This is a genomic window from Rhodococcus sp. P4_E4 (assembly GCF_056401575.1).
Genome location: NZ_JBFUJB010000011.1, coordinates 57,033 through 69,674 on the forward strand (window position 1 = coordinate 57,033; position 12,642 = coordinate 69,674).

The following is a 12,642-nucleotide window of genomic DNA, read 5'->3' on the forward strand; positions in this document are numbered from 1 at the left end:
CTGCGATCGATTCCTCGCGGAACCTCATACCTAGCAGGCCCTCACGTGCGGGTCATTGCTGCGATTCCAGCGTCCACGCGGGCTGGTCGGTCACTTCCGGGCCGTCGTGCAGCACCCAAACACACGGCTCGGAGATGTAGGTGGCAGCATCGGTGAACCAGTATGTTTCGTCGGGTGCCCAACCCGCGATGACGCTCGCCGTGTCGGCATCGACCTCGATCGCGGTTCCTGCCGCCGCGAGGTATCCCGTCACGGTAAGGTGCACTCCCTCAAATCTTTCCGCGACCTGCACCCAGTCCGGGATGACCCACCTGCCTGATCGGCCGGTCGTCCGGTACCAAACCTGCCGCGTTTCTGCGGTGACCTCGAGCGGGAACCGTCTGCACAGCTCCGACCAGGCTTGCGCGCTGTCGATCTCGTAGATGCGTGCGCCAGTCGGTGGCCGCAATGCTCGCACGACGACCCGCTCCCATCCCATGCTGTCTTCGACGAACCACAAGCCCGCCGGAGTCCCGTCGAACAGCGCCCTCGTCGAACCCTGAGTGGGTGGATTCGACCACCAATAACCTGACCAGTTCGCCGCGGGATCCACCGGGCGGTCACGTTCAGCTCTCGCTTCCGATTCCAGGGTGCTCGTGCGCCACTCGCTGAGGAGTTGTTGCGCAGCAGGCACCTCGCGTGTGTCTGGAGATTCCTCACCTCGGCTCATGATCGACCATTGGTCGGGCGCGGCAAGCGGGCTGCTCCACCATTGCGCCTGTTCGGATCCGGCAATGTGCTCCGCGACGCGTCGAAGCTCATCTTGCATAACCTCGGTGGCGACGAGGACGTCTTCTCCGTCGGGTTCCTGCCAGTAGCGTGCCGCATCGACGGCTTCTGCGAGGGCGGAGCGTAGATCGACGGCGGTGACGTCGGGGAGCGAGATTTCCGAGAGGCTACGCGCCACATCCTCGGCGGTGACTATTGTCCGCCGGGCCTCTTCGGCGCCCGGGCCGAACAACACTCGGGAGGTGCCTTGCCTGACGTCGAGGTGATACGCCGCCCGGTGAGCGCTGATGCGGAACATGCCGTCGCCTGGCTCGGGCCGCAGGGCGCGTTCGGCGTCGATCGCATACGCGAGCAGCATCCGTCGCCCGCGCGGTCCCGACAGCAAAATATCCGCAGTGAGCATCTGTTCTCCCGTTTTCTGGTTCAGATGACGGTAGCCGAGGTCAGTGAGATGGAGAGCCTTCTCCCGTGATGTCAGAGCTCCTGGCCGTTTCGTCGCGCACGACATGATCGCCACACACTGCATTCGGCGGCGAAGGCGGACGGAAGGGAGCCCCAGGCTGCTGCCAGTTGCGTGAACGCCGCTTCTTGGGTGTGCGCGATCACTGCCGTCTTTGTGCAGCCGTGGTTTTCGTCGATCAGAGCTCTCTCTGTTCGCCTGTAGTGACTGCGAAATAGGTCCTATTGATTGCTGAGGCTGAACAATAGAGAGGGCTGAAAAGGTTGGGAGACAGGTATTTTGGCGAGAGTGATCCGTGTGCCATCAGTACAGTCTCGACCGGAACCAGTGATCGAGGCTGATCATGTCGATCTGGTGCATGTCGAGACTCAGCTGGGCAGCAGCTTTCACCGCGTCGGCGCGGGGGATAGAGTTCTGGGGCAGAGTCCAGTTGGTCTCCCGCGCATGTTGCTCGAGAAGGTCGATGACTGTCCGCGGGACAGGCTCGTTGACGTGAAGTGTTGAGCCGTAGCGAAATTGCTGTTCTATCGACAACTCGTAGATGGATCGGGCGAGTAGGTCTACGTCGACTACCGACAGGACAGCGCTACCGCCGTCGATGATCGAGTCGAGGCGAGAGACAATTCGCGTCAGTGTCGGAAGAAACCATCTGTCGCCGGGTCCGTACACGAGATGCGGCCGGACGACCAGGCCTCCGGCTGCGCGCACGAACTTCTCGGCGAGAGCGCGCGTGCGACTGGCAGGTGAGAAGGGGCTGAGAGGTGCGCCGTTGACCGGCAAGTCTCGAAACGGTCCCGGCCCGTACACGGCCGCGGTGCTGACGTAGAGCAAGCGTTCGACGCCGACGGCGGCGGCCATCGACGCAACGTTCTGTACGCCGTGTTGGTTGACGTGAACGCACTGTTGTTCGTCGTCGCCCACGTACGACACGCAGCAGATGACGGTCGACGCCTGACTCATTGCAACTCGTAGAGAAGCACTTTCGTTGATGTCGCCGATCACGGTGGCGATTCCTTCACGGCCGAACTGTTTGGCTGCGGTGGCCGTGCGAACGAAACCGATTGCAGCGTTTCCGTCGCGGGAAACCAACTGTTTCATCACTGCGGAGCCGATGAAACCAGTGGCCCCGAGTACCAGTGTCGTCACGGTGTGTCCGTGTCGAGAGCGTTGCTGCGGGCTCTTTCGACGTATCGTTGAGATTCATTCCGTCGGCAACGAGAGCTGGGTAGATCATGCAGGAGCGTGCTGTCCTGACGCGCCAGGCCGTCATTTTGGGTGCTGCGAAGAGCTTCGAGAAGTTCGGGTACTCCGCCAGTTTGGGCACGATCTTGCAGCACGGGGGTGTGTCGAAGGGGGCGATGTATTTTCATTTCGCGTCCAAGGAGGAGCTTGCGCACGCGGTCATCGCAGCCCAGCACGGTATGGCGATGGAGGGTACCCGGCGGGTTGCTGCGCACTCCGACATCGCGGTCGAAACCCTGGTGCTCGTTTCGCAGGAGATGGCTCGGCAGCTTGTGACCGAGCCCATCGCGCGAGGTGGCATGCGGTTGACGATGGAGATCGGCAGTATTCAAGGCCCCATCGAACAGCCGTACCTCGATTGGATCGAGGCTATCAAGCAGGTGGCAACCCAAGCGGCCGAAGCCGGCGATATCGTCCCGGGCACCGATATCGACGCGTTGGCTCGATTTGTGGTGGGGTCGTTCACCGGAGTGCAGATTCTCTCGGAAATGCTGACGGGCAGAACCGATCTGTACGAGCGGTTGAGTCAGATGTGGAACCTGGTGCTGCCAACGATCGTCCGCGAGGACAAGTTGGCGCACGTCATGCAACTGGCGGCGCTTGCACCGAGAGAGTGGGAAGCACCGAGCGCTTGACGTGGTAGACGCGACGAGAAGAACGTGTTCGTTCCCTCTCATGATTGGTCCGCAACTGTAATTTCGAGTTCCGCGGTGGTTTCCAGTTCTTGAGTGAACCGAACTCGGTGCACATGGCCCGACGCGTCAAGGGGGATCGTTGACACCTCGCACGGCGTTTCCCATTCAGTGAACCTCGGAAAGACCGCCGAGAGCGAGGCGATCTTTGTTGCTGGGTTGCCGATGTGAAATCGGAGCGCTTGTCGGGCGGCCTCGAAAAGAATCATTCCTGGGATGTGGTCGACGGGGTGGTCGAAAAGGGAGTGGTTGCGCGGATCGGGAGCGCAGAACATCGCGTGCCGAACAGGATCAGTGCTGATGAGCACATCTCCATCGGTTAGGCGTCCGACTCGCTCCGATCCGACCACCGCGGCTCCGGAAGGAAGGATGCGTCGGCTCGGGCGGTGGTCTTCTCGTCCTTGCCGAATTCGACGGTATCCCTCGGGGCTGACTCCTCGCGCAACAGCGTTGCATCTGGCGACGTGCCGGTTGCCCTCGCTGAGGATCCCCGACACTTCGACCCCCGAAACCGCTCCGTCGCGATGAGTGAGGTTGTCCACTGTCATCGAGAAACTCAACGGCTCCGCGACTGATTGCACGTCGAGCGCGTCCAGCATCTCGAAGCTGAACGTTTCCATGAGGAACTTGTAGTGCAGTGGAATCTCGTATCGGGTGTGGCACAGAAGCACCACTGCCTGTCGAAATGCTTCTGCCACCCCGAGCGGATCGTGTTGCTCGCTCGATACGTCGAATATCCGGTGCGAGACCGGGAGTTGCACAGCAACCTGGTACGCCGAGTCCGATTCGATCCGGTAGTCCGTCAAGAAAACCTCGGCAACAGCATGTCTGTGGACAAGATGCCGCGGCACTGTGCGTGTGTATTCCATTGATTGAATGCACCTTTCGATGTTCACTCGTGTCTTCGGTGTCGTGTAGGACCTAATATTCGACGTCCGGGCGCGTCATCGAATCGTCAAAATTGACGATCTTTTCGAAGGTCGAGTTCGATCAGGGGCGGCACCCCATCTCGGCGAGTGTGTCTGGGGCACTTCCTGCTAGAAGCGTCCGATCCGAAGTTCCAGTGGGTGTCTGCGTGCGTCGTGACCAGAGCGGCGGAGCATCGCGCATGCCTCCAGCTGGGAATGCACCCCCAGTTTTTGCAGGATGCTTCGGATGTGGGCGCGAACCGTGGTCGGTGCGATGTGGGCGGTTCGAGCAATCGAGTCGACATTCGAGCCTCCGTAGAGAAGGCCCACGATCTCGAACTCGCGATCGGTGAGACTGCTGATTCGTGCGAATTCTTCGGTGCGCAACCGGATGCGTTGTACGAGCGAGGACTTGTCGTGTGCAGACCGAGCGGAGTTGGGGTTGATCGCGGCCTGCAGCTCATCGAGCAGGGATGCGAATGGCAGTTGAGAGTTGAGCACGGCGTGGGCGCCCGCTGCGAGCCCCCGAATCATGGAGTTGCCGCTACTGAGATCGCCGACCAGGACCGATCCCTCGAGCGCGGAGAGCTCCTTCACCTGCCAATCGACGCCCCCGAGTGGTAGGAGAACGAGCGCTCTACCGTGATCGCTGGTGTGATGCCTTAACAGGCTCATGTCTGCGGTTTGTGGCTCGGAATAAGCCCTGGCGCTGATTCCGGCAGCGATTGCATTGGCGAACTCTCGATCGCTATGAGTGGTGTACACCGTGACTGTGCTGGAGTGTGTCATAGCGACTACATCACCGGCGGAGGTCCAGTCCGCCCGTTTTCCGCGTTGCGAATCCAAAACCGTTGGTTTCAGCGTGGTTTCGTCAGCGGGCTCGTTATCGGAGTGACCTCTTCACTGATGCGCACGAAGGGTGACAGCGATAGCGCAGTTGTCCGTCCGCCCATGGAGACTCGCGCGTCCGACACCTGATCGTGGACCTTCGAATTATGCTAGGGCGCTGAATATTTGGGCGATGAGTATCCCGCGTAGACGAGCCATTGGACGTTCCGTCGACGACGTGAACGACTCTCCAGTGGCTGGCGGCATTCAGTCGTCTCGATCGAGTTTCCGCGAGCCGGTGCGTCGCACTCTCAATGTTCTGTACCCAGTCGGGTCGAGATATTGACTGTTACCGTCAGTTGCACATACCCTGTACATTGGCGCTGACCTTAGGGAACCCGGCCTGAACCGGCCGATCGTTCTCGGCCACTGCCGACGCCAGATGTAGCTTCGCGACGACCTACGAAACGAGTTTCCTCCATGACACAGCATGTCGACGTACTGATCATCGGCGCTGGCTTGTCCGGAATCGGCGCGGCTTGCCACCTCATTCGTGAGCAGACCGGAAGCACTTACGCGATCCTCGAGCGCCGCGAGAACATCGGTGGCACCTGGGACCTGTTCAAGTACCCGGGCATCCGTTCGGACTCCGACATGCTCACCTTCGGATTCGGTTTCCGTCCTTGGATCGGCACCAAAGTGCTCGCAGACGGCGCCAGTATCCGTGACTACGTCGAGGAAACCGCCAAGGAATACGGCGTCACCGACCACATCAACTTCGGCCGCAAGGTCGTGGCTATGGACTTCGACCGTACCGCCGCGCAGTGGTCCGTGACCGTCCTGGTCGAGGCGACAGGGGAGACCGAGACGTGGACCGCGAACGTCCTCGTCGGCGCCTGTGGTTACTACAACTACGACAAGGGTTACCGCCCCGCCTTCCCCGGTGAGGACGACTTCCGCGGTCAGATCGTGCACCCGCAGCACTGGCCGGAGGATCTCGATTACACCGGAAAGAAGGTAGTGGTCATCGGTTCCGGCGCCACCGCGATCACGCTGATCCCGTCGATGGCCCCCACCGCCGGTCACGTCACCATGCTGCAGCGCTCGCCCACGTGGATCCAGGCGCTTCCGTCCGAGGACCCTGTTGCCAAGGGTCTCAAGCTCGCACGCGTTCCCGACCAGATTGCTTACAAGATTGGTCGAGCCCGCAATATCGCACTGCAACGCGCCAGCTTTCAGCTTTCTCGCTCCAACCCGAAGCTGGCCAAGAAGCTGTTCCTCGCCCAGATCCGCCTGCAGCTCGGCAAGAACGTGGACTTGCGTCACTTCACTCCCAGTTACAACCCGTGGGATCAGCGCCTGTGCGTGGTTCCCAACGGGGACCTGTTCAAGGTGCTCAAGAGCGGCAAGGCCGACATCGTCACCGACCGTATCGCCACGTTCACCGAGAAGGGCATCGTGACCGAGTCGGGCCGCGAAATCGAGGCCGACGTCATCGTCACGGCGACCGGCTTGAACGTACAGATTCTGGGCGGCGCGACCATGAGCATCGACGGCGAGCCGGTCAAGCTCAACGAGACTGTGGCCTACAAGAGCGTGCTCTACTCCGACATCCCGAACTTCCTGATGATCCTCGGCTACACCAACGCGTCGTGGACGCTCAAGGCTGACCTGGCCGCGTCCTATCTGTGTCGCGTGCTCAAGATCATGCGCGATCGCAGCTACACGACTTTCGAGGTTCACGCCGAACCCGAGGACTTCGCCGAAGAATCTCTCATGGGCGGAGCCCTGACCTCGGGCTACATCCAGCGCGGCGACGGAGAAATGCCGCGTCAGGGTGCCCGCGGCGCGTGGAAAGTGGTCAACAATTACTACCGCGACCGCAAGCTGATGCACGACGCCGAGATCGAAGACGGTGTGCTGCAGTTCAGCAAGGTCGATATTGCTGTCGTGCCTGATAGCAAGGTCGCCAGCGCGTAGTCGACTCCACCTGAGGCGAACCGGTCGCACCACCCAGACGTCGGTCCGACGTCTGGGAAGGCTGAACGTGACGCTGCGAGATATCGGTATGGCGTGACTGCTCAGGCTGATTCTGTCCGCTTGACCCGCACGTTATGCACAACCATCGGGACAGTTATTGCCAGGACCATCGCTATCACGAACACCGATATGAAAACCCAAGGACGTTCTGTATCGGATGCCCGGACGGTCAACACCGCTCCACTCGTAAGCAGGGGCATCCCTGCTGCCGCGAGTAGATCGACGTGCCGCGGGGCGACAGGAGGTCCGGCGAAGTATGGAACTCGAACCCCGGAGTTCTCTCGAAGCATCCGTCGCTCCGACATCGCGTAAGTGCTCGCGCCGACTGCGAAAATGACCAGTCCCAGTACGACAAGACCAATTCCCGTTCGGGTGGTGAGTGCGGCAAACATGAACACCGATGTCACTGCCGGATAGAGCACCACCAGCTTCCAGAGTGGAGTCTTGGTCCGCGTGTCTACTGCAACACTGACCGGGCGCATCGGTTCGAGAGGCTCCATGAGCTCAGCGTGCCATGCGCCACTCGGGAAACAAACTGCCTGTGCCGTTTCTGGCAGGCTGCGGCTGCCCGGATTGGATGTCGGGACCCCTCACTACGATTCTCGTCGTGACCGATTACGACGATCTCGACATGTTCGGTGGCCTCGACGCCTCCTCCCTGCCGCTCCGCCAGCAGCAGATTCTGATGACCATCCGGGATCTCGTGGCTGCCAACGGGTGCACGCCGAGCACACGGCAGATTGGAGACGCGGTTGGTCTGCGCTCGACGTCGACGGTATCCAAGCACCTCAAGAGCCTCGAAGAGAAGGGCTTCCTCCGTAGGGGAGCGGCCATGGCTCGGCAGTTGGACGTGCGGCCGTTCCTCGTGGGAGCGAAGGAACAGTCGTCGTCGAACACCGTGACGGTTCCGGTCGTCGGTGACATTGCGGCCGGCGCGCCGATCCTCGCGGAGGAGCACGCCGACGAGGTGCTGGCGCTTCCTCGCGAGCTCGTCGGCTCCGGCACGGTGTTCGGACTTCGGGTGCGCGGTGAGTCGATGGTCGACGCAGCAATCTGCGATGGCGACGTCGTCGTGGTGCGACGCCAGGACGAGGCCCATTCCGGCGAGATCGTCGCCGCGATGATCGACGGCGAGGCCACCGTGAAGGTGCTCCGGCGCCGCGACGGTCACGTGTACCTCGAGCCTCGTAATCCCGCATACAGCGTCATCGACGGCGATCGCGCGGCCATCTTGGGCAAGGTTGTTTCGGTGATGCGACGTATCTGAGTGGTGTCCGGTCTCAGCGATGGTTGGCGCGGGGACCGTTGTATTCCTCATCGGTGACTTTGTCGCCCCATGTAGTTTCGGTGCTTTCGTCGCCGGGTCCTTCCCACAGCGCAAGGTGGGTCATGAAACGGTCGGGTGCCGCGCCGTGCCAGTGTTCCTCTCCTGCCGGGGTATAGATCGTCTCGCCTGGACTCACTTCGACGATCTCGCCGCCGCGAGCTTGAACCAGCGCGGTCCCGGAGACGATGTGGAGGGTCTGCCCGAGGACATGGGAATGCCAGTCGGTTCGCGCACAAGGTGCAAAGCGAACCATGTTGGCGCGCATCCTCGACGGCTCCTGGCCGGCGTAGATGACGTCCCACCAGACGTCGCCGGTGAACCAGTCGCTGGGTGCTTTGCTGGTGGGCTGGGGCTTCAAGATTTCCATGAGGTCTCCTCGGAATCGAAAGGGGCGGTTCAGTTCTGCGTCAGCGGAACAAGTCGAATGGTGTTGGGTGCGGCGGCGCGGCCGGTGACGGAGCCGACGATCTGCGGGCCGTAGCGGTCGTACTTGGTGTGGTAGGCGGAGTCGATCGCCGAGTGCGCATCCGGTGCGGCGGACTCGAACGCCACGTCCCGCTCAATTCCTCCTGCGCGGATTCGGCCCCTTCCACTTGCCGTTGCTCGGACGAACCACGGGTTGTCGGTTCCGTATGCCGAGCGCACGTACAGTTGGTTGTCGGCACGGACGACCCAAATCGTGACGTACGGCCTTGCGGTGCCGTCGCGGCGGTACGAGGAGATCTGCAATTCCTCGGCACCACCGATCTTGGTCAGTTCAGCCTCGGTCCACGAGTGCGACATCTCGGCTTCCTTTCTCCTGTTCGAATTGCTTTGTGGTACTTCGCGTTCTCGTAGCCGGGACGATCAGTGCGAGGACGATGACGAGACAAGCGGCCAGCAGGGCGGTGCCTGCGGTGAGAGCCGTTGATACGTGATCGGTGAGTGCCGTTGTAGCGTCGTCGGCAGAGGCTCCGGCGCCCGCGGAAACTGCGACGAGGATGCCGAGTCCGAGAGCACTGCCCAGTTGGTGTGCAGTGTTGACCAATCCTGATGCGGCACCGGCATCCTCGGCCTCTACCCCGGAGATACCGGCAGAAGTCAGCGGAGCGAAAGCCAACCCCTGCCCGGCGCCGATCAATATCATCGGAAGTGCTATCGCAGTGAGATACGTGCTACCGGGATGGACCAGACTGAGCCACGCCATCCCGGCGAGGGTGACGGCAATGCCAACCGACAGAATTGCGGAACTTCCGAATCGTGGTGTCAGTCGCGGAATCAGCATCGCCACAGCAAAATTGACGATCGTCATCGGGAAGAAGGCGATGCCAGCTTGGAACGCGCTGAAGCCCATGACGCCTTGGAGTAGCTGAGTCGTGAAGTAGAAAAATCCGATCATGGCGCCCAGATAGAGCATTCGGGCGGCGTACGCGCCGGATCGCTCCCGGCTGCGGAACAACCTCAGTGGCATGATCGGCTGCTCCGCTCTCGCTTCGTTGAGGAAGAGCAAGGTCAGTAGTATCGCCCCGGCCGCCAGTGTCGCAACAGTGATCCGTGAGGTCCACCCCGCTTCGGCCGAGTTGACGGTGCCGAAGACGAGTGCGGTCATGCCGAGTGTGGCGAGAACAGCGCCCGCCACATCGAAACGTCCGGAGTTGGGTTCGGTTTCCGGAATGAACCGGGGCGCGAGCGCGATCATCGCGATTCCGATCGGAACGTTGATGAAAAAGCCTGCGCGCCAAGACACCCAGTCGGCAAGGGCGCCGCCGATCACGAGTCCGAGGCTGGCGCCTATTCTTGCGGCAGCGCCGTACCAGGCAACAGCGCGCGTTCGCTCCGGCCCGGGCGGGAAACTGGCGGTCAGCAGTGACAGCGACGCCGGGGCCACCACTGCGGCTCCGACGCCTTGGAGAGCGCGCGCCGCGATGAGCCACCAACCGTTCGGCGCGACCCCGACGAGAAACGACGCAATCGCGAAAATTGCGAGACCGGAGACGAATACGCGACGACGGCCGAAGATATCCCCGAGACGAGCGCCCAGCAGGAGAAGGCCGCCGAACACCAGGGTGTAGGCGTCCTGGACCCAGGACAGCCCGGTTGCCGAGTAACCCAAGCTGCTTTGGATGCTGGGTAGCCCGGTGAAGATGATCGAATTGTCTAGCAGGATCATGAAATAGCTGATCAGAATGATCGCCAGGATCGCGGTGGAATTGATGCGACCGGCAACGGGACGGTTGGCAGTGTGGGTCACGCGCTTCTTCTTCGCAAGTGGTGGACGTTCGCAAGTGGTGGATTACGGGCGGACGAGGACCTTCAACGATTCACGGGAGTCCATGGCTCGATAGCCTTCCGCTACGTCGTCGAGCCCGACGGTGTGGTCGAAGACCTTGCCCGGCTCGATCTTTCCGTCGAGCACATCCGGCATCAGCTCTTCGATGTACGCGCGCACCGGAGCCGGTCCACCGGTGAGCGTGATGTTGGGTCCGAAGAGCGTCCCGAATCCGATTGGAGCTTCTTCGTATTGGGGTACTCCGACTCGGCTGATGACGCCGCCCGGTCGGACAACTCCGAGTGACTGCTCATAGGCAGGCATGTGACCTACCGCTTCGAGGACGACATGAGTGCCGTCGCCTCCGGTCAGTTCGCGGACTTTCTCGATGCCCTCGTCCCCACGTTCGGCAACTACATCGGTGGCTCCGAACTCGAGACCGAGATCCGTGCGGGTCTTGTGGCGCCCCATGAGGATGATGCGCTCGGCGCCGAGGCGTTTGGCGGAGAGCACTGCCATCAGCCCCACGGCTCCATCGCCGATGACCGTGACCGTCGTGCGTTGGTTGACGCCACCCTTGACCGCCGCGTGATAGCCGGTGCCGAAGACGTCGGAGAGCGTGAGCAGTGACGGCAGGAGTTCGGAGTCCTCACCGACCGGCGCCTTGACCAGGGTGCCGTCTGCCAACGGCACTCGGATGGCCTCCGCCTGCCCGCCTCCGATCCCGTTTCCGGCCCAGAATCCGCCGTGGCGGCAGGACGTCTGCAAGCCTTCGCGGCAGAAGTCGCACGTCCCGTCGGACCAGGCGAAGGGCGCGATGACGAAGTCGCCCTTCTTCAACGTGGACACCTCGCGACCGGTCTCTTCGACCACTCCGACAAATTCGTGGCCCATCGGGGAACCACCGGGTGTTGCCGGCATGTTGTGGTAAGGGTGCAGGTCAGAGCCGCAAACGCAGGCCCTGACGACCCGCACGATCGCGTCCGTCGGCTGCTGCAGTACCGGATCGGGCACGGTCTCGACCCGAACGTCTCCGGCGCCGTACATGATGGTTGCTCGCATGGTGTCCCCTCTTGCTTCTGGTGTCGCGTGCTTGGAAGTCGACGTTTCTGCGTGAACCGGTCGACTGCAATCAGTCAACGCGGCGCCTCGCGAGCGCGGGAGTGTCTGTTGTTCCAGGTAACGGCAGTACCTCCCTCGGTCTTCGCCGCTCGAGTAACGTGAACTGCATGGACAACCGAGCCGAGATCCGCGAATTCCTCAGCTCCCGTCGTGCTCGCATCACACCCGAGCAGGCAGGGCTCCCGGCTTACGGCGGAAACCGTCGCGTCAAGGGGTTGCGCCGTGAGGAAGTCGCTCTGCTCGCCGGTGTGAGCATCGACTACTACGTGCGCATGGAACGCGGAAATCTGGCGGGAGCGTCGGATTCGGTACTCGAAAGCCTTTCCCGAGCACTGCAACTCGACGAAGCCGAAACTGCCCATTTGTACGACCTCGCGAAGGCCGCCAGTGCAGGCGCACCGAGTAGAAAGCGGCCCGCCCCCAAGGGCGTGAGCCCGGCGATTCAGCAGATACTCGACGCCATCACCGACGCGCCGGCGTGGGTACGCAATGCCAGGCACGACATGCTGGCGGCCAATCGCATGGCGCGCGCGTTGTATTCGCCAGTCTTGGCTGATCCGCGTAGGCCGGCGAACAACGCCCGCTTCGTGTACCTGGACCCGGCGTCGCAGGACTTCTTCGTAGATTGGGAGCGCGCGGCAGACGACATCGCCGCGATGCTCCGTTCGGAAGCGGGGCGCAATCCCCATGACAAGGCGCTGACCGAGCTCATCGGTGAACTTGCCACTCGCAGTGAGGTATTCCGCACCCGGTGGGCGAAACACAATGTGCGCTTTCATCGGACGGGATTCAAGAAGGTTCGTCACCCCGTCGTCGGCGACCTGGAGCTGAACTTCGAGGCGATGGAACTGCCGTCCAATCCCGGGCTGACACTGCTGGTCTACACCGCGGCGCCGGGGACGCCCACGGCTGACGCACTCAAACTCTTGGCGAGTTGGGCGGCAACCCAGGATCAGTTGGATCCGGCGAACGACAGCGAAGCGGCGCTCTGAGTTCGGTCGGCAAGT

13 protein-coding genes are annotated in these 12,642 nt (G+C 62.0%); 4 read left to right on the forward strand and 9 right to left on the reverse strand.

Translation table 11 applies throughout. The features are described 5' to 3' along the window. Nucleotides 1-52 precede the first annotated feature (52 nt). Entirely contained in the window at nucleotides 53-1,171 is a 1,119-nt protein-coding gene (locus AC1DVN_RS13630; protein WP_064073905.1) for a hypothetical protein, read from the reverse strand. Nucleotides 1,172-1,531: 360 nt separating this feature from the next. Further along, the gene (locus tag AC1DVN_RS13635) at nucleotides 1,532-2,374 is read right to left on the reverse strand and encodes an NAD-dependent epimerase/dehydratase family protein (protein ID WP_003940604.1); all 843 of its coding nucleotides are present in this window, start codon (nucleotides 2,372-2,374) and stop codon (nucleotides 1,532-1,534) included. Nucleotides 2,375-2,460: 86 nt separating this feature from the next. On the opposite strand from AC1DVN_RS13635, the gene AC1DVN_RS13640 reads away from it, so the two are divergent. Beyond that, nucleotides 2,461-3,105, forward strand: a complete 645-nt coding sequence (locus AC1DVN_RS13640; protein ID WP_003940238.1) for a ScbR family autoregulator-binding transcription factor — start codon at nucleotides 2,461-2,463, stop codon at nucleotides 3,103-3,105. Nucleotides 3,106-3,143: 38 nt separating this feature from the next. On the opposite strand, the gene AC1DVN_RS13645 is transcribed toward AC1DVN_RS13640, so the two are convergent. Together AC1DVN_RS13645 and AC1DVN_RS13650 are read right to left on the reverse strand one after the other, a co-directional pair. Next, nucleotides 3,144-4,031, reverse strand: coding sequence for a ScbA/BarX family gamma-butyrolactone biosynthesis protein (locus AC1DVN_RS13645; protein WP_477993913.1), 888 nt, complete (start codon nucleotides 4,029-4,031; stop codon nucleotides 3,144-3,146). 168 nt (nucleotides 4,032-4,199) lie between these two features. Further along, nucleotides 4,200-4,859, reverse strand: coding sequence for a helix-turn-helix transcriptional regulator (locus tag AC1DVN_RS13650; protein WP_477993914.1), 660 nt, complete (start codon nucleotides 4,857-4,859; stop codon nucleotides 4,200-4,202). Nucleotides 4,860-5,378: 519 nt separating this feature from the next. On the opposite strand from AC1DVN_RS13650, the gene AC1DVN_RS13655 reads away from it, so the two are divergent. Then, nucleotides 5,379-6,878, forward strand: coding sequence for a flavin-containing monooxygenase (locus tag AC1DVN_RS13655; protein WP_400818410.1), 1,500 nt, complete (start codon nucleotides 5,379-5,381; stop codon nucleotides 6,876-6,878). A 101-nt stretch (nucleotides 6,879-6,979) separates the two neighbouring features. On the opposite strand, the gene AC1DVN_RS13660 is transcribed toward AC1DVN_RS13655, so the two are convergent. Further along, nucleotides 6,980-7,438, reverse strand: coding sequence for a hypothetical protein (locus tag AC1DVN_RS13660; RefSeq protein ID WP_029256421.1), 459 nt, complete (start codon nucleotides 7,436-7,438; stop codon nucleotides 6,980-6,982). A 77-nt stretch (nucleotides 7,439-7,515) separates the two neighbouring features. Between AC1DVN_RS13660 and lexA the strand changes: the two genes are divergently transcribed. Then, the gene (gene lexA, locus AC1DVN_RS13665) at nucleotides 7,516-8,205 is read left to right on the forward strand and encodes a transcriptional repressor LexA (RefSeq protein ID WP_020909365.1); all 690 of its coding nucleotides are present in this window, start codon (nucleotides 7,516-7,518) and stop codon (nucleotides 8,203-8,205) included. A gap of 13 nt (nucleotides 8,206-8,218) precedes the next feature. Here the strand turns inward: lexA and AC1DVN_RS13670 are convergent, their stop codons facing one another. The 4 genes from AC1DVN_RS13670 to AC1DVN_RS13685 are packed head-to-tail and all read right to left on the reverse strand — an operon-like array spanning nucleotide 8,219 to nucleotide 11,575. Continuing rightward, entirely contained in the window at nucleotides 8,219-8,632 is a 414-nt protein-coding gene (locus AC1DVN_RS13670; protein ID WP_283308059.1) for a (R)-mandelonitrile lyase, read from the reverse strand. A 29-nt stretch (nucleotides 8,633-8,661) separates the two neighbouring features. Beyond that, complete coding sequence (locus tag AC1DVN_RS13675) at nucleotides 8,662-9,048, reverse strand: DUF2255 family protein (RefSeq protein WP_021331807.1); 387 nt, start codon at nucleotides 9,046-9,048, stop codon at nucleotides 8,662-8,664. Further along, complete coding sequence (locus AC1DVN_RS13680; protein WP_477993915.1) at nucleotides 9,023-10,495, reverse strand: MFS transporter; 1,473 nt, start codon at nucleotides 10,493-10,495, stop codon at nucleotides 9,023-9,025. Before AC1DVN_RS13680 ends, AC1DVN_RS13675 begins: the two co-directional genes overlap by 26 nt. Nucleotides 10,496-10,537: 42 nt before the next feature. Further along, the gene (locus AC1DVN_RS13685; RefSeq protein WP_021345745.1) at nucleotides 10,538-11,575 is read right to left on the reverse strand and encodes a zinc-dependent alcohol dehydrogenase family protein; all 1,038 of its coding nucleotides are present in this window, start codon (nucleotides 11,573-11,575) and stop codon (nucleotides 10,538-10,540) included. Between the two features lie 167 nt (nucleotides 11,576-11,742). On the opposite strand from AC1DVN_RS13685, the gene AC1DVN_RS13690 reads away from it, so the two are divergent. Further along, nucleotides 11,743-12,627 (forward strand): helix-turn-helix transcriptional regulator, encoded by an 885-nt coding sequence (locus AC1DVN_RS13690; RefSeq protein ID WP_007729733.1) that lies wholly within the window; start codon nucleotides 11,743-11,745, stop codon nucleotides 12,625-12,627. The last annotated feature ends 15 nt before the right edge of the window (nucleotides 12,628-12,642 follow it).

Bases quoted from the DNA above. Each gene is read 5' to 3' on its own strand.
- AC1DVN_RS13630 (WP_064073905.1), bottom strand. From the start codon at position 1,171: ATGCTCACTGCGGATATTTTGCTGTCGGGACCGCGCGGGCGACGGATG.
- AC1DVN_RS13640 (WP_003940238.1), top strand. From the start codon at position 2,461: ATGCAGGAGCGTGCTGTCCTGACGCGCCAGGCCGTCATTTTGGGTGCT.
- AC1DVN_RS13645 (WP_477993913.1), bottom strand. From the start codon at position 4,031: ATGGAATACACACGCACAGTGCCGCGGCATCTTGTCCACAGACATGCT.
- AC1DVN_RS13650 (WP_477993914.1), bottom strand. From the start codon at position 4,859: ATGACACACTCCAGCACAGTCACGGTGTACACCACTCATAGCGATCGA.
- AC1DVN_RS13655 (WP_400818410.1), top strand. From the start codon at position 5,379: ATGACACAGCATGTCGACGTACTGATCATCGGCGCTGGCTTGTCCGGA.
- AC1DVN_RS13660 (WP_029256421.1), bottom strand. From the start codon at position 7,438: ATGGAGCCTCTCGAACCGATGCGCCCGGTCAGTGTTGCAGTAGACACG.
- lexA (WP_020909365.1), top strand. From the start codon at position 7,516: ATGTCGGGACCCCTCACTACGATTCTCGTCGTGACCGATTACGACGAT.
- AC1DVN_RS13670 (WP_283308059.1), bottom strand. From the start codon at position 8,632: ATGGAAATCTTGAAGCCCCAGCCCACCAGCAAAGCACCCAGCGACTGG.
- AC1DVN_RS13675 (WP_021331807.1), bottom strand. From the start codon at position 9,048: ATGTCGCACTCGTGGACCGAGGCTGAACTGACCAAGATCGGTGGTGCC.
- AC1DVN_RS13685 (WP_021345745.1), bottom strand. From the start codon at position 11,575: ATGCGAGCAACCATCATGTACGGCGCCGGAGACGTTCGGGTCGAGACC.
- AC1DVN_RS13690 (WP_007729733.1), top strand. From the start codon at position 11,743: ATGGACAACCGAGCCGAGATCCGCGAATTCCTCAGCTCCCGTCGTGCT.